Source organism: Mycobacterium riyadhense (genome assembly GCF_963853645.1).
In the GTDB taxonomy this organism is placed as follows: Bacteria; Actinomycetota; Actinomycetes; order Mycobacteriales; family Mycobacteriaceae; genus Mycobacterium; species Mycobacterium riyadhense.
Genome location: NZ_OY970456.1, coordinates 4,004,927 through 4,020,212 on the forward strand (window position 1 = coordinate 4,004,927; position 15,286 = coordinate 4,020,212).

The 15,286-nt window shown below is 64.2% G+C and carries 15 protein-coding genes; 3 read left to right on the forward strand and 12 right to left on the reverse strand.

Going from position 1 to position 15,286, the window contains the following annotated elements; genetic code table 11:
- Nucleotides 1-5: 5 nt before the first annotated feature.
- The 3 genes from AADZ78_RS17680 to AADZ78_RS17690 form a co-directional block, all read right to left on the reverse strand.
- Nucleotides 6-1,826 (reverse strand): PPE family protein, encoded by a 1,821-nt coding sequence (locus tag AADZ78_RS17680; RefSeq protein ID WP_085252532.1) that lies wholly within the window; start codon nt 1,824-1,826, stop codon nt 6-8.
- A 104-nt stretch (nt 1,827-1,930) separates the two neighbouring features.
- Nucleotides 1,931-3,772 (reverse strand): PPE family protein, encoded by a 1,842-nt coding sequence (locus AADZ78_RS17685; RefSeq protein WP_276063248.1) that lies wholly within the window; start codon nt 3,770-3,772, stop codon nt 1,931-1,933.
- 174 nt (nt 3,773-3,946) lie between these two features.
- Nucleotides 3,947-5,338 carry a glycine--tRNA ligase gene (locus tag AADZ78_RS17690; protein WP_085252568.1) on the reverse strand — a complete coding sequence of 464 codons (1,392 nt, stop codon included), beginning with the start codon at nt 5,336-5,338 and terminating at the stop codon, nt 3,947-3,949.
- A 181-nt stretch (nt 5,339-5,519) separates the two neighbouring features.
- Here AADZ78_RS17690 and AADZ78_RS17695 point away from each other — a divergent pair, with 181 nt between their 5' ends.
- Both AADZ78_RS17695 and AADZ78_RS17700 read left to right on the forward strand, forming a co-directional pair.
- Nucleotides 5,520-5,918: an ArsR/SmtB family transcription factor gene (locus AADZ78_RS17695; protein WP_085252569.1), complete on the forward strand. Its 399-nt coding sequence runs from the start codon at nt 5,520-5,522 to the stop codon at nt 5,916-5,918.
- A 93-nt stretch (nt 5,919-6,011) separates the two neighbouring features.
- Nucleotides 6,012-6,404, forward strand: a complete 393-nt coding sequence (locus AADZ78_RS17700) for a Fur family transcriptional regulator (protein WP_085252534.1) — start codon at nt 6,012-6,014, stop codon at nt 6,402-6,404.
- Between the two features lie 287 nt (nt 6,405-6,691).
- Here AADZ78_RS17700 and AADZ78_RS17705 read toward each other — a convergent pair whose 3' ends face one another.
- Genes AADZ78_RS17705 through recO form a run of 3 tightly spaced genes read right to left on the reverse strand, consistent with a single transcriptional unit; the run spans nt 6,692 to nt 8,800 of the window.
- On the reverse strand, nt 6,692-7,120 hold the full coding sequence (locus AADZ78_RS17705; protein ID WP_085252535.1) for a hypothetical protein: 429 nt from the start codon (nt 7,118-7,120) through the stop codon (nt 6,692-6,694).
- Nucleotides 7,120-8,010, reverse strand: a complete 891-nt coding sequence (locus AADZ78_RS17710) for a decaprenyl diphosphate synthase (RefSeq protein ID WP_085252536.1) — start codon at nt 8,008-8,010, stop codon at nt 7,120-7,122. The genes AADZ78_RS17705 and AADZ78_RS17710 overlap by 1 nt, the downstream gene beginning before the upstream one ends.
- A complete protein-coding gene (gene recO / locus AADZ78_RS17715) occupies nt 8,003-8,800 on the reverse strand; it encodes a DNA repair protein RecO (protein WP_085252537.1) in 798 nt (265 codons plus the stop codon). Before recO ends, AADZ78_RS17710 begins: the two co-directional genes overlap by 8 nt.
- Before the next feature lie 61 nt (nt 8,801-8,861).
- Here recO and AADZ78_RS17720 point away from each other — a divergent pair, with 61 nt between their 5' ends.
- Nucleotides 8,862-10,361 (forward strand): amidase, encoded by a 1,500-nt coding sequence (locus AADZ78_RS17720; RefSeq protein ID WP_085252538.1) that lies wholly within the window; start codon nt 8,862-8,864, stop codon nt 10,359-10,361.
- Here the strand turns inward: AADZ78_RS17720 and era are convergent.
- From era to AADZ78_RS17755, 6 genes are all read right to left on the reverse strand, one after another.
- Entirely contained in the window at nt 10,358-11,257 is a 900-nt protein-coding gene (gene era / locus AADZ78_RS17725) for a GTPase Era (protein WP_085252570.1), read from the reverse strand. The two genes, AADZ78_RS17720 and era, sit on opposite strands and share 4 nt — an antisense overlap.
- An 82-nt stretch (nt 11,258-11,339) precedes the next feature.
- Nucleotides 11,340-11,660 (reverse strand): cytidine deaminase, encoded by a 321-nt coding sequence (locus AADZ78_RS17730; RefSeq protein WP_085252539.1) that lies wholly within the window; start codon nt 11,658-11,660, stop codon nt 11,340-11,342.
- A complete protein-coding gene (locus AADZ78_RS17735; RefSeq protein WP_085252540.1) occupies nt 11,653-12,942 on the reverse strand; it encodes a hemolysin family protein in 1,290 nt (429 codons plus the stop codon). The genes AADZ78_RS17730 and AADZ78_RS17735 overlap by 8 nt, the downstream gene beginning before the upstream one ends.
- Nucleotides 12,939-13,475 (reverse strand): rRNA maturation RNase YbeY, encoded by a 537-nt coding sequence (gene ybeY, locus AADZ78_RS17740; RefSeq protein WP_085252541.1) that lies wholly within the window; start codon nt 13,473-13,475, stop codon nt 12,939-12,941. Before ybeY ends, AADZ78_RS17735 begins: the two co-directional genes overlap by 4 nt.
- A gap of 30 nt (nt 13,476-13,505) precedes the next feature.
- Nucleotides 13,506-14,564 carry a PhoH family protein gene (locus tag AADZ78_RS17745; RefSeq protein ID WP_085252542.1) on the reverse strand — a complete coding sequence of 353 codons (1,059 nt, stop codon included), beginning with the start codon at nt 14,562-14,564 and terminating at the stop codon, nt 13,506-13,508.
- A gap of 161 nt (nt 14,565-14,725) precedes the next feature.
- The gene (locus AADZ78_RS17755) at nt 14,726-15,250 is read right to left on the reverse strand and encodes a nuclear transport factor 2 family protein (protein ID WP_085252543.1); all 525 of its coding nucleotides are present in this window, start codon (nt 15,248-15,250) and stop codon (nt 14,726-14,728) included.
- Nucleotides 15,251-15,286 lie beyond the last annotated feature (36 nt).

A 15,286-nucleotide genomic window follows, 5' to 3' on the forward strand; every position in this document is an offset into this window, starting at 1 on the left:
CAGCACTAGAACAAATTTCGGAAGAAGCCGGAAAGCCCATTGCCGGAGACGAATAGGCCGGAGCTGCCGGTCCCGGAGTTGAGAATTCCCGAAGTCATGACACCGGCGATGAAGATACCGGCATTCTGCACAGCCGCATTATAGAAACCGGCATTCCCGTAGCCCGTATCGAGCACACCGGAGTTTCCCCCGAAGGTACTGGTGGTGCTCGTATTGACGTAGCCGGAATTACCGAAGCCGGAGTTTTGAATACCCGAGTTGCCGCTGCCAGCTGGGTCGTTATGGCCAAAGCCTGAGTTACCCGTGCCGACATTGAAGAAGCCCGAATTGGGGCCAACCTGAGTCGCCGCACCGAAGAACCCGGTGTTGAGGTTGCCCCCGTTGAAACCGCCTGTGTTGGTGTCGCCGGCGTTACCAAAACCGGTGTTGACGTCGCCCGCGTTCCCGAAGCCGGAGTTGATGTCGCCGGCGTTGAGGAAACCGGTGTTGACGTTCCCCGAATTCCCGAAGCTAGTGTTTGAGTTGCCCGCGTTGAAGCTGCCCGCGTTGAAGTTGCCGGAATCGAAAAAGCCGAAGTTGCCGGCCCCGGCGTTCACGGCGCCGGTGTTTGTGCTCCCGCCGTTCCAAAATCCGGTGTTGGTATTGCCGGCATTCCCGAAGCCGGTGTTCCCGATGCCCGAGTTACCGAACCCCACGTTGCCGGTGCCCGAGTTGAAGAAGCCAATATTCCCGGTGCCTGAGTTTCCGAAGCCGATATTTCCACTGCCAGAGTTCAGCGCGCCAATCCCAAACTGGCCGTCGCCGGTGAGTCCAAAGCCGATGTTTCCGTTCCCGGTGTTGCCGAAACCGAAATTCCCGCTGCCGGTGTTGCCGAACCCGACGTTGTTGCTACCGAAATTCCCGCTGCCGAAGTTGAAGCTACCATTGTTTCCATTGCCGAAGTTGGTGTCGCCGATGTTGCCGCTGCCAACATTGGTGTTGCCGATATTGCCGCTGCCCAAGTTGGTGCTACCGATATTGCCGCCGCCCAGGTTCTGGCTGCCGAAGTTGCCGCTACCCAGGTTCAAGTTGCCGATGTTGCCTAGGCCCAGATTGAAGTCACCTTGGTTGCCGCTGCCCAGGTTGGTGCTACCGATGTTGCCGCTGCCCAGGTTGCTGTTGCCGATATTGCCGCTACCGAGGTTGGTGTCACCTATGTTGCCGCTGCCCAAATTGAGGGATCCGATGTTGCCGAAGCCGAAATTGATGCCCTGCAGCGGTGCCGGCACGGCACTGGCGGCCGCGGCCGTGGCGCCGCCCACCAGACCCGACAATCCCTGCCAGGACGTCAGCTGCGACGCCGCCGCCGAAGCGCAGCCGTGATACCCCACCATCGCGGCCACATCGGCGGCCCACATCTCCTCATAGACCGCCTCGGCGGCCGCAATCGCCGGCGCATTCTGACCAAAAATGTTCGACAACACCAACTGCACGAACGCATTCCGATTAGCCGCCACCGCCAACGGATGAATCATCGCCGCCCGCGCCGCCTCAAACGCACTCACCACCGCCTTGGCCTGAGCCGACGCCCCCGCAGCCCGCGCCGCCGCCGCACTCAACCACCCCGCGTACGGAGCCGCCGTCGCCGCCATCGCCGCCGCCGCCGCACCCTGCCACGCCTGACCCACCAACCCCGACGTCACCGACCCAAACGAATCCGCCGCCGACCCCAACTCCGCGGCCAAACCGTCCCACGCCAGCGCCGCCTCCAACATCGGCCCCGACCCCGCACCGGAGAACATCCGCAACGAATTAACCTCAGGCGGCAATACCGAAAAATTCATCATCAGAACAGCCCCTCCTCTTACGGCTTATTCTCGACCGCAAGCCCGTCCGTTACCTGAAACGACACGCGGCACCGCCTACCGGGAACCAACCGGGTTCCATCCGACTACCTGAAGAAACCGGAAAGTCCTGTCCCCGAGTTGAACCCGCCGGAGTTCTGGTCGCCAGAGTTGACGACACCCGAGCTGTCGTCACCCGAGTTGGAGATACCAGCGAGGTTATTGCCTGAGTTGGTAATTCCAGCGTTGAAGGTGCCGATATTTCCGAACCCGGAGTTGAAGCCGACGAGCGAAGTAGTACCCGCGTTCGAGAAGCCCGAGTTACCAGTTCCGGTATTGAAGAAACCGGAGTTCAGACCACCGTTGGGATCGCTGTTGCCCCAGCCGGAATTGCCCGTACCAGCGTTTCCGAAGCCCGAGTTGAGAACTGGTTGGTTGACCGCGTTGCCGAAACCGGTGTTGAGGTTGCCCCCGTTGAATCCACCGGTGTTGGTGTCCCCGCCGTTGAAGAAACCAGTATTGACACTACCCCCGTTGGCGAGGCCGGTGTTGGAGTCACCGGCGTTGAAGAAGCCCGTATTTCCCGCACCCGAATTTCCGAAACCGGTGTTCTGCCAGCCCACATTGAAGCTACCCGAGTTTGAGTCTCCCGCATCGAAAATACCGAAGTTTCCGTTACCCGCGCTCCCGAAACCGGTGTTCACATTACCCGCGTTCCAAAAGCCGGTGTTGAAATTGCCCGCATTCCCGAATCCAGTATTTCCGTTGCCCGCGTTCCCCCAGCCGATGTTATTGTCGCCGGAGTTGAAGAAACCGATGTTGTTGTTGCCGGAGTTGAACAAACCGATATTTCCGGTACCCGTATTCAGGGCACCAAAGCCAATCTGACCGTCGCCCGTGAGCCCAAAGCCTATGTTGTTGTTGCCTTTGTTACCAAATCCGATATTGCCGGTGCCAAGGTTCCCAAACCCCAGGTTGGTGCCGCCATTGTTTCCACTGCCGAAGCTGAAGTCGCCGATGTTTCCACTGCCGATGGTTAAGTCGGCATTGTTTCCGCCACCCAAGAGGTTGAGCGTGCCGAAGCTTCCGCTAGCCAAATTGAGGCTGCCGATATTTCCACTGCCCAGGTTTCCGCTGCCGAAGTTTCCACTACCGAAGTTATAGTCGCCGGTGTTCCCGCTGCCGGTGTTTCCAGTCCCTGTGTTTCCGCTGCCCCAGTTCACGCTGCCGTAGTTCCCGCTGCCGACATTCCAGTCGCCGAAGTTTCCGCTGCCCAGGTTGAGGCCGCCGAAGTTGCCGCTGCCGAGGTTGAAGGAGCCGACATTTCCAACACCCAAGTTAAAGATCAGATCGGCAATCCCTTGAGCGGCCCGCGGGGCGGCACCGGCCGCCGCACCACTACCTACCAAACTCGACAAGCCCGGCAGGCCCGATAAGGCGCCTCGCCACGACGTCAGCTGCGACGCCGCCGCCGAAGCGCCGCCGTGATACCCCACCATCGCGGCCACATCGGCGGCCCACATCTCCTCATAGACCGCCTCGGCGGCCGCAATCGCCGGCGCATTCTGACCAAAAATGTTCGACAACACCAGCTGCACGAACGCATTGCGGTTGGCCGCTACCGCCAACGGATGAATCATCGCCGCCCGCGCCGCCTCAAACGCACTCACCACCGCCTTGGCCTGAGCCGACGCCCCCGCAGCCCGCGCCGCCGCCGCACTCAACCACCCCGCGTACGGAGCCGCCGTCGCCGCCATCGCCGCCGCCGCCGCACCCTGCCACGCCTGACCCACCAACCCCGACGTGACCGACCCAAACGAATCCGCCGCCGACCCCAACTCCGCGGCCAAACCGTCCCACGCCCGGGCCGCCTCCAACATCGGCCCCGACCCCGCACCGGAGAACATCCGCAACGAATTAACCTCAGGCGGCAATACCGAAAAATTCATCACCAACCCCCTCCTCTACGGGAGTATCTCCACCGCACGCCCGCGCGTTACTAGAAGCGACACGACACCTCCCACAGCCAGCCACTTAGGAACCCTAGGCCGAACCCCGACCAAAACCCGGGATTTGCCGCACGACTCACCGTCGTCGCGAGCTGCGAGCTGCGAGCTGCGTTTCTAGATTCCCTTGAGCCGGACGGCCAGATAGTCGGCAACCTTGTCCATGGCGATCCGCTCCTGTGTCATGGCGTCGCGCTCGCGCACCGTGGCGGCATTGTCCTCGAGCGAATCGAAATCCACCGTCACGCAGAATGGCGTACCGATCTCGTCTTGACGTCGGTAGCGCCGTCCGATCGCGCCCGCATCGTCGAAATCGATGTTCCAGCATTTCCGCAATTCCGCGGCCAAGTCACGAGCCTTGGGGCTCAGGTCTGCGTGCCGCGACAGTGGCAACACCGCGGCCTTAACCGGCGCCAACCGGGGATCCAGCCGCAGGACCGAACGTTTGTCCATTCCCCCCTTGGCATTTGGCGCCTCGTCCTCGGCGTACGCATCGATGAGAAATGCCATGAACGACCGGGTCAGGCCGGCTGCCGGTTCGATAACGTACGGTATGTACCTGCTGTCGCTGGCCTGGTCATAAAATGACAGATCGGTGCCGGAATGCTTTGTGTGCGTTGATAAGTCGAAGTCGGTTCGGTTAGCGACGCCCTCCAGCTCGCCCCATGGATTGCCGACGAAGCCGAACTTGTACTCGATGTCGACGGTGCGGTCCGAGTAGTGCGACAACTTGTCCTTGGGATGTTCCCACAGCCGCAGGTTCTCCCGATCGATGCCGAGGTCGACATACCACTGCAGCCGAGTGTCGATCCAGTACTGATGCCACTCCTTCGCGGTCGACGGCTCGACAAAGAACTCCATCTCCATCTGCTCGAACTCGCGGGTGCGGAAGATGAAGTTGCCCGGGGTGATCTCGTTGCGGAAGCTCTTCCCGATCTGGCCGATACCAAAGGGCGGCTTTCTGCGCGCCGTCGTCACCACGTTGCCGAAGTTGACGAAGATGCCCTGCGCGGTTTCGGGTCGCAGATAATGCAGCCCCTCCTCGGTCTCAATGGGACCAAGGTAGGTCTTGAGCATCATGTTGAATTCCCGCGGCTCGGTCCACTGGCCGGGCTCACCCGTGTCCGGGTCGCGAATATCGGCCAGCCCGTTGGGTGGCGGGTGACCATGCTTGGCTTCGTAGGCCTCGATGAGATGGTCGGCCCGGTAGCGCTTGTGGGTGATCAGCGACTCGACCAGCGGGTCGTGGAACACCTCGACGTGGCCGGAGGCCACCCACACCTCCCGCGGCAGGATGATCGACGAATCGATACCGACGACGTCATCGCGCCCGGTGACCACCGATAGCCACCACTGCCGCTTGATGTTCTCTTTGAGTTCCACCCCTAGTGGACCGTAGTCCCAGGCAGACTTGGTACCCCCGTAGATCTCGCCCGAGGGAAAGACGAAGCCGCGCCGTTTGGCCAGGTTGACTACGGTGTCGATGACGGACGCCACGGGGTGGTCCACTCCCTTCGGGGGATCGGCAAGCACGTGCAGCGGTGAATCACACCGTTGCGAAACATCAGTCATGGTAGCGATCGGCAGCTTGGACCCATATCCGTCTTTGACATGCGTCATCATGCATGTGACAGTGGAGGTCGGCCGCAAGCCTTCCGAATACCGGCGCTTTCGAGGTGGTGACTCCGATATGGTGACGTCCCCCGCCACGCCGACCGCCGCTCATCGGGACGTGGGTGGCGACGTGGCCGGCGGTCACGAGCATGGCACCGCTAGATCGCTGGACTTCCCAGCACCGCCGTCGCGGGAGATTCTCGACGCGGCGGGCGAGCTGCTGCGCGCGCTGGCGGCGCCGGTACGGATCGCCATTGTGCTGCAGCTGCGGGAAGCCCAGCGCTGCGTCCACGAGTTGGTCGACGCGTTGGGGGTGCCACAGCCGCTGGTCAGCCAACATCTGAAGATCCTCAAGGCGGCGGGCGTGGTCGCCGGGGAGCGGTCCGGCCGCGAAGTGCTGTACCGGCTTGCCGATCACCACCTGGCGCACATCGTCGTCGACGCCGTCGCTCACGCGAGTGAAGGCCCCCAGTGACGCGCCGACGACGATGCAGTGGGGGTACCTCCCGCTTGGGGACGAAGCGATGAGGTGGGGGCACCGCCCGCTTGCGGGGGAGAGCGGCGCCATATGACGGGCTCGAGCGTTCGCTCCACCCGGCAGCGAGCAGCGATCTCGACGCTGCTGGAGACGCTGGACGAATTCCGCTCGGCCCAGGAATTGCACGACGAACTGCGTCGCCGCGGCGAGAACATCGGCCTGACCACCGTGTACCGGACGCTGCAATCGATGGCGGCCACAGGGCTGGTCGACACGCTGCGCACCGACACCGGTGAATCGGTCTATCGCAGGTGCTCGGAGCATCATCACCACCATTTGGTGTGCCGCAGCTGCGGTTCCACCATTGAGGTCGCCGATCACGAGGTCGAGCAATGGGCCGCCGAAGTGGCCACCAAGCATGGCTTTTCCGATGTCAGCCACACGATAGAGATCTTCGGCACGTGCTCGGACTGCGGGGCCTAATGGCGATCGCAAGCGCGGCGAAGCCGGGCGCAGCGGGTCGCCATCATCAGGCCTAATGGCGATCGCAAGCGCGGCGAAGCCGGGCGCAGCGGGTCGCCATCATCAGGCCTAATGGCGATCGCAAGCGCGGCGAAGCCGGGCGCAGCGGGTCGCCATCATCAGGCCGGTGGCGATCGCAAGCGCGGCGAAGCCGGGCGCAGCGGGTCGCCATCATCAGGCCGGTGGCGATCGCAAGCGCGGCGAAGCCGGGCGCAGCGGGTCGCCATCATCAGGCTTAGCCGGCAAGCTTAGACAGTTAGCGCGCGGCGCATCTGAGCGCCCGTATCCAGCACCAGCAGGATCAGGGTGCGCAGCGCGTCGTCGGTCAAGCCGGCGCCGGGAAAGTTGTAGCGCAGCATCACGTCTGCGGTTTTGGCCGCACCCTTGCCGGAGTTTCGCTGTACGGCCTTGTCCGCAATCTTTTCGACCATCGTCACGGAGCCGAAGTTGGTATCCCGCGCCTGCTTGGCCACCTGATCGCGGATCTTCTTCGTCAGCGGCAAGTCCCACACCAATATCTGGGTCATCGACACCAGGTCGAGGTCTTCGACGATGGTCACCACCCGCAGCGACGCGAACGTGCCGTCATGCCGGACCGTCAGCCCGCCGTCGGCTTCCTCCTCGACGGAAAGGATGTCCCGGAGTATCGATGCCAGCCGCTCCTGCAGAGATGGCACTAGGCGCTCCCGAACCGTCGATTTCGGGACGCGTATTCCTCGCAGGCCGCCCACAAGTCGCGACGGTCATAGTCCGGCCACAGCTTGTCCTGGAATACGTACTCGGCGTACGCCGCCTGCCACAACATGAAATTGCTCGACCGGTGCTCACCGGAGGTCCGCAGAAACAGATCCACATCAGGGATGTCCGGTCGCTGCATATGCCGGGAGATGGTCGACTCGGAGATCCGCTCCGGGTTCAGTCTGCCCGCGGCCACCTCACGGGCGATTTCCCTTGCCGCTTCGGCGATTTCGGTTCGGCCGCCGTAGTTGACGCAGTAGTTGATGGTGATGACGTCGTTGTTGCGCGTGGTATGCTCCGCGATCGCGAGTTCGTTGATGACGCTACGCCACAGGCGTGGCCGCGAACCCACCCACCGGATCCGGACTCCCAGCGCGTTGAGGATCTCACGACGGCGTCGCACCACGTCGCGGTTGAAGCCCATCAGGAAGCGGACTTCCTCGGCCGAACGCTTCCAGTTTTCGGTGGAGAAGGCGTAGAGACTGAGCCACTTGATCCCGAGTTCGACAGCACCACAAGCGATATCGATCACTACCGCCTCGCCCATCTTGTGTCCCTCGGTTCGAGGCAGTCCACGTTGGGTGGCCCAGCGGCCGTTACCGTCCATCACGATGGCGACGTGATTGGGCAACCGGTCGGCCGGGATACGGGGCGCCGTCGCTTTCGAAATGTGCTGCGGTGGCCGCCGCGGGCCGCCGTCGGGCGATGGCGGCAGCTCCGGGAAGACAACCGGCCACGTTGACGTATCGGGAAAAGTCGGATAGTCGTCGGGCGCCGGGGGCAGCTGCGGAAAGTCGGTCGGCTTCAGCTTTCGGGCGTTTCTAGCCACACGCCGTATCCTGCCCGATCAGCCCAGCGGGACGCTGGGCAGTTGCGCGATCACCCTGATAGACCCGCTCCACCAGTGGCAACGTTTTGAGCTGCCGTTCCAGATGCCATTGCAGGTGTGCGGCCACCAACCCGCTGGCGTAGCTGCGGTGCGATTGCGGTGCCGCCTCGGCGGCCTCCCAATCCCCGTCGTGCAGCGCGGACATCAGATCCAACACACCTAGCGGCGGTGTGGTGGAACCGGCCGGGCGGCAGTGCACGCAGACGCTGCCCCCGGCGGCGATGTGAAACGCCCGATGCGGACCGGGTGTGGCGCAGCGGGCGCACTCGGTCAGCGCCGGGGCCCATCCCGCAATACCCATGGCGCGGAGCAGATAGGCGTCCAACAGCAGGTCACGCGGCCGGAGACCGTCTGCCACCGCCCGCAGTGCGCCAACCGTAAGCCGGTGCAGAGCCGGGGCCGGCGCCCGCTCCTCACCGGCGAGGCGCTCGGCGGTTTCCAGCATCGCGCACCCGCAGGTGTAGCGGCCATAGTCGCTGACGATGTCGGTGGCAAACGCGTCGATCGAGACGACCTGGGTGACGATGTCCAGGTTGCGGCCGGGGTGCAGTTGCGCATCGATATGTGCGAACGGCTCCAGCCGTGCACCGAATTTGCTGCGGGTGCGACGAACGCCTTTGGCTACCGCACGGACCAGCCCGTGATCGCGGGTCAACAGGGTGACGATCCGGTCGGCTTCGCCGAGCTTGTGCTGGCGCAGCACAACAGCCCGGTCTCGATACAGCCGCATCACAATAGTTTTGCACCCCGCCGCGACATCGCGGGTATCCGCGCCGATAGTCTCGTACCCCGTGGTTGGCGCTTCTGGGTCCGATTTTGGGGCCATTCCTGGATCCGGCGGCCAGCGCCTGCCCACGCTGACCGACCTGCTCTATCAGCTGGCAACTGGCAAAGTAACCTCCGCTGAGCTGGTACGACGGTCCCTGCATGCGATCGATGTGAGCCAGTCCACCTTGAACGCATTCCGGATCGTGCTCACCGAGTCGGCGCTGACCGATGCGGCCGCGGCCGACCGGCGCCGCGCGGCCGGCGACACGGCACCGCTGCTGGGGATTCCGATAGCGGTCAAAGACGACGTGGACGTTGCTGGAGTGCCCACCGCATTCGGTACCGAGGGCTTTGTGCGGGCCGCTGCCCACGATGCCGAGGTCGTTCGCCGGCTCAAGGCGGCAGGCGCGGTGATCGTCGGCAAGACCAACACCTGCGAACTGGGCCAATGGCCCTTCACCAGCGGACCCGCCTTCGGGCACACCCGAAACCCGTGGTCGCGCCGGCACACGCCGGGTGGATCCTCGGGTGGCAGCGCGGCCGCGGTGGCCGCGGGCCTAGTCACCGCCGCGATCGGCTCCGACGGCGCCGGCAGCATCCGTATCCCAGCGGCGTGGACGCACCTGGTGGGCATCAAGCCGCAACGCGGCCGCATCTCTACCTGGCCGTTGCCGGAGGCGTTCAACGGCATCACGGTCAACGGCGTGTTGGCCCGCACGGTCGAGGATGCGGCGCTGGTATTGGACGCGGCGTCCGGCAACGTCGAGGGAGACCTGCACAAGCCGCCGCCGCTGACCGCGTCCGACTACGTCGGTATCGCGCCTGGCCCGCTGAAGATCGCCTTGTCAACCCGATTCCCATACACCTTCTTTCGCGCCAAATTGCATCCTGAGATCCTGGCCGCGACGCAAACGGTGGCCGAACAACTTGAGCTGCTCGGCCATACTGTCGTCAAGGGCAACCCGGACTACGGCCTACGGCTGTCGTGGAACTTTCTCGCCCGCTCCACGGCCGGCCTGCGTGACTGGGAGGAGCGGCTCGGCGACGAGGTCATCTGGGACCGCCGCACGCTGTCCAATTTCCGCACGGGTCACGTCCTGGGCCAGGCGATCCTGCGCAGCGCCCGCCGTCACGAAGCCGCCGACCAGCGTCGGGTGGGCTCCATCTTCGACATCGTCGACGTGGTGTTGGCGCCGACTACCGCGCAGCCACCGCCGCTGGCCCGCGCGTTTGACCGGTTGAGCGGGATGGCAACCGATCGCGCGATGATCGCCGCGTGCCCGGGTGCCTGGCCGTGGAACGTGCTGGGCTGGCCATCCGTCAACGTGCCGGCCGGGTTCACCTCCGACGGCTTGCCGATCGGCGTGCAGCTGATGGGACCGGCCAGCAGCGAGGGAATGCTGATCTCGCTGGCCGCCGAGTTGGAGGCCGTCAGCGGCTGGGCCACCAAACAGCCGACGGTGTGGTGGAACACCGGCAACGGCACGCCGCCGATCTATAGTGTGCCGACGCCCGGGCGCTAGAACCCAAGCCGGCCAAGCTGTTTGGGGTCGCGCTGCCAGTTCTTGGCGACCTTGACCCGCAGGTCGAGGTAAACCTTGGTCCCGAGCAGCTTTTCAATCTGGCTGCGCGCTGCGGTGCCCACCTCCCGCAACCGGGCACCGCCCTTGCCGATGACGATTCCCTTCTGGCTGTCCCGTTCGACATACAACACGGCGTGCACGTCGATCAGGTCGTCGTGCCCGTCCCGCGGGCTGACCTCGTCAATCATCACGGCCAACGAATGCGGGAGCTCGTCGTGCACCCCCTCTAAGGCGGCCTCCCGGATGAGCTCGGCCATCAGGGTCTCTTCGGGTTCGTCGGTGAGCTCGCCGTCGGGGTAGTACGCCGGGCCGGGGGGCAGCGCCGCGGCCAGCAGGCCGATCAGCACGTCAATCTGCTCGCCGGATACCGCCGACACCGGGACGATCTCGGTTGCGTTGGTGGCCAGCTCGCTGACGGCGGCGAGCTGAGCGGCCAGTCGGTCCTTTCCCACCTTGTCGATCTTTGTGACGATGACGATCAGCGCCGTCTTCGGCGCGATCGAGCGAATCTGGTCGACGATCCATCGATCTCCGGGACCAATCGCCTCGTCGGCCGGGATGCACAGGCCGATGACGTCGACCTCGGCGTAGGTGTCGCGGACGAGGTCGTTGAGCCGCTTACCGAGCAGGGTGCGTGGCCGGTGCAGGCCCGGAGTGTCGACGAGAATGATCTGAAAGTGCTTGCGGTGCACAATGCCCCGAATGGTGTGCCGGGTCGTCTGCGGCCTCATCGAGGTGATGGCCACCTTGGTGCCCACCAGCGCGTTGGTCAGCGTGGACTTGCCGGTGTTTGGCCTACCGACCAAACACACGAAGCCGGAACGGAATTCGGTCATGTCGCTTTCCTTGACGAGCGTGCGCGTCTGCACAACGACACGCCGTCTGGTGTGTCATTCTGCGCACGCTGGCGGCATCGGGTCACAAAGGTTGGCCTGCATTGTCGGTCAGGATGACCCTCGCAGTAGGAGCAAGCTCGCGGACGGCGGCGATGCCTGGGTCATTCGGTGACCCGGCGACCAGCACGGCCGCCTCGAGGCGGGTCGCGCCGCTGGATGCGGCCGCGGCCACCGCCGCTTGCAGGCCCGTCAACTCCAGAGTCGACAAGCTCACCGGCGCAGCCGCATACGTGCGCCCGTCGACGTCGCGTACCGCGGCGGCGCTGCCCGCCTCGGCACGCGCCATCGCGGCGCGCGCCAGCACCACCAGCTTGGCGTCCTCGGCGTCCAGGTGCTCAGTCATGGTCGGCCGCCGTGCCGTCGACCGGGCTCAGCAGCACGGTGCCGATCCGTACCCGGCCCCGATGGTCGGGTCCACCCTCGGCGTGCAGCCGCAGGCCATGAGAGACCACCTCGGCGCCTGGCAACGGAACCCGGCCCAGTTCCAGGGCCAGCAGGCCACCCACCGTGTCTACATCGAGATCGTCGTCGAATTCCACGCCGTACAGCTCTCCCAAGTCTTCAATCGGTAGTCGCGCCGACACCCGGAAACGGTTGTCGCCCAAGTCTTCCACTGGCGCCGTCTCGGCCTCGTCGTATTCGTCAGCGATCTCACCGACAATTTCTTCCAGCACGTCTTCGATGCTCACCAGGCCGGCGATGGCGCCGTACTCGTCGACCAACATGGCCATGTGGTTGCGGTCGTGCTGCATTTCGCGCAGCAACGCGTCCAGCGGCTTGGAGTCGGGCACGAACACCGCCGGGCGCATGACCTTCGCAACGGGAGTCTCCCGGCCGCCGTCGGTTGAGCAGACCGTCTGCTGCACAAGATCTTTCAGATACACCACGCCGAGGATGTCGTCGACGTTCTCACCGATCACCGGAATGCGCGAATGTCCACTGCGTACGGCCAGATTCATCGCCTGACCGGCTGACTTGTCGCCCTCGATCCAGATCATCTCGGTTCGCGGCACCATCACCTCACGCGCCGGCGTATCGCCGAGTTCGAAGACCGACTCGATCATCCGATGCTCATCCGCGGCGACCACGCCGCGCTGCTGGGCAAGGTCGACGACCTCACGCAGTTCGATTTCGGATGCGAACGGCCCGTTGCGAAAACCGCGGCCCGGAGTAAGCGCATTACCCAGCAGCACCAGCAGCCGACTGATCGGCATCAATAGCCACGAGATCACTTGTAACGGAACGGCCGTCGCCAAAGCGATGGAGTACGCGTTTTGCCGACCGAGAGTGCGTGGCCCGACACCTATGACGACGAAGCTGGTTACCACCATGACGGCCGCGGCGGCGAATAAGCCCCAGTCCATGCTGAGGTTGTGGCGGAAATAGACCACCAGTAGCGCGGTTGCGGTGATCTCACAAACAATGCGCAGCAGCACCACCAGGTTGATATAGCGCGGCCGGTCGGCCATCACCTTGAGCAGCGCAACCCCGCCAGGACGCTCGTCACGAACGAGTTCTTGCACGCGGGCCAGCGACACCGTGCTAAACGCGGCGTCGAGCGCTGCGAATACTCCGGCCAGGCCAATCAGCGCGACGGCGCCGAGCAGCTGAGAAAGGCCAGTCACGGCTGGTCGAAATACCTTGACTTGTCCAGCAGCCGGCGGTCTCGCTCGTCCTGGCGGTCCTGCTGGTAGGCCTCGACCTGGTCGGCCACCCACTCCTCAAGTAACCGCTCCTGCAGGGCGAACATCTCCTTCTCCTCAGCCTGCTCGGCATGGTCGTAACCGAGCAGATGCAGCACGCCGTGAATGGTCAACAACGCCAGCTCATGCCCAAGACTGTGGCCGGCAGCCGCCGCCTGTTCGGCGGCGAACTCCGGGCACAGCACAATGTCGCCCAGCATCGCTGGCCCGGGCTCGGGAGCGTCGGGGCGACCGCTCGGCTCGAGCTCGTCCATGGGGAAACTCATCACGTCGGTCGGCCCGGGCAGGTCCATCCAGCGCATGTGCAGGTCGGCCATCGCCGCGGTGTCCAACAGCACCATCGACAACTCAGCGCCCGGGTTGACGTCCATCTTGGTGATGACAAACCGCGCGACGCTGACCAGTTCCGCCTCGGAGACGTCGACGCCCGACTCGTTGGATACTTCGATGCTCATAAGATGCTCATAAGACAGCTCACGCACTCATCATCGACGACTGCGGCTGCCGGACGCCCGCCGCGCCGCCCGGTTCATCCCAGAACCCGGTTCCTCGTATCGCGCGTAAGCGTCGACGATCTCCGAGACCAATCGATGGCGGACCACATCCGCACTGGTCAGTTCGGCGATGTGGATATCGTCGATGTCCTCGAGGATGTCGACCGCGGCCCGCAGGCCCGACCTGGCGCCGCCCGGCAGGTCGATCTGGGTGACATCCCCGGTGACGACGACCTTGGACCCGAAGCCCAGCCGGGTGAGAAACATCTTCATCTGCTCGGCTGTGGTGTTCTGGGCCTCGTCGAGAACGATGAACGCGTCATTCAGGGTCCTACCCCGCATATACGCCAGCGGCGCCACCTCAATTACCCCGGCGGACATCAGCTTTGGGATCAGCTCGGGGTCCATCATGTCGTAAAGCGCGTCATACAGCGGCCGCAGGTACGGATCGATCTTTTCGCTGAGCGTGCCCGGCAGAAAGCCAAGGCGCTCACCGGCTTCCACCGCCGGGCGGGTCAAGATGATCCGGGTGACCTGCTTGCTCTGCAGCGCATGGACAGCCTTGGCCATCGCCAGATAGGTCTTGCCGGTGCCGGCCGGGCCGATTCCGAACACGATGGTGTTGGCGTCGATGGCGTCGACGTAACGCTTTTGGTTGAGCGTCTTGGGCCGGATCGTCTTTCCCCGGCGCGACAAGATGTCGAGGGTGAGCACTTCGGCCGGTGACTCGTTGCCGGTGCCAAGCAGCATGGCGACGCTGTGACGCACCACTTCTGGCGTCAGCGGTTGGCCACTGCCCACGATCGCAACCAGCTCGGTGATCGCACGTTCGGCGAGCGCGACATCGGCCGGCTCCCCCGAAAGGGTGACACTGTTGCCACGCACATGCAGGTCGGCACTCAGGGTGCGTTCGAGGGCCCGCAGGTTCTCGTCGGCCGAACCAAGCAAACCCACGACGAGGTCGGGCGGAACATCAATGCTGCTGCGAACCAATGCGTCGGCTTGCCGGGCTCCAACGGTGTCAGCAGCGCGGGTCTCGCGGGGCGTCACGTGGCTTCTGATGCCTGCTTTCTGGCCTATCGACTGGAAGGGCAAATGCTGAATTTCTAGTCTACCGCCGGTCAAGGACGGCTTCTCAACGATTCGATGCGTTCCGAAGCCATTCGTGCCTGCGGCAGCACCAGCGCGTAGACGTGTTGCGGGCGCGCCTTTCAGCGCTGCAACAGCGTGTTCGCCGGCAGATCCTTATCGAGCACCTTGCGGGCTTGGTCGGCCCCGGTGACCGGCAACAGTGCCTCGTCCAGCAGTCCGACCTGCACGAGCAGTGACGCCTGGTCCCAGTAGATCCGTTCGTAAGCCACCTTGTCCCCTTCGAACCCCATCACGACCACCACCGGCAGCATGACCGCACGACCGGTGGGCGGCACGCCGGGAAGCAAGGTCGGCATCGGGATGTCGTGGGTGAACGACATGACGGCCTCGTCGACGACACGGTCCGCTCCGACGGTGCGGCACACCGGGTTGATCGTGGTGTCGGCGGGCCAGTGCCCGACAAAGTAGTTGCCATAGAAGTCCGCGACGCCGTCAAAGCCGACGCCGCCCATCATGGTGGGCACATGGTTGACGAAAGGGTTCGCGGACATCGTCGCCATGGTCGCGCCGACGTCCCTGGCAACGAATTCGTGGGCGACATGCTCGTCGAAGATCGCGCTGAGGTTGTGGGCGGTCCCGGTCATGGATCTGTCTCCTTCATGTTCGCGTCGAGTGCGAAT

Coding starts and splice junctions, on each gene's coding strand:
- AADZ78_RS17680 (WP_085252532.1), bottom strand. CDS start 1,826: ATGATGAATTTTTCGGTATTGCCGCCTGAGGTTAATTCGTTGCGGATG.
- AADZ78_RS17685 (WP_276063248.1), bottom strand. CDS start 3,772: ATGAATTTTTCGGTATTGCCGCCTGAGGTTAATTCGTTGCGGATGTTC.
- AADZ78_RS17695 (WP_085252569.1), top strand. CDS start 5,520: ATGGTGACGTCCCCCGCCACGCCGACCGCCGCTCATCGGGACGTGGGT.
- AADZ78_RS17700 (WP_085252534.1), top strand. CDS start 6,012: ATGACGGGCTCGAGCGTTCGCTCCACCCGGCAGCGAGCAGCGATCTCG.
- recO (WP_085252537.1), bottom strand. CDS start 8,800: ATGCGGCTGTATCGAGACCGGGCTGTTGTGCTGCGCCAGCACAAGCTC.
- era (WP_085252570.1), bottom strand. CDS start 11,257: ATGACCGAATTCCGTTCCGGCTTCGTGTGTTTGGTCGGTAGGCCAAAC.
- AADZ78_RS17730 (WP_085252539.1), bottom strand. CDS start 11,660: ATGACTGAGCACCTGGACGCCGAGGACGCCAAGCTGGTGGTGCTGGCG.
- ybeY (WP_085252541.1), bottom strand. CDS start 13,475: ATGAGCATCGAAGTATCCAACGAGTCGGGCGTCGACGTCTCCGAGGCG.
- AADZ78_RS17755 (WP_085252543.1), bottom strand. CDS start 15,250: ATGACCGGGACCGCCCACAACCTCAGCGCGATCTTCGACGAGCATGTC.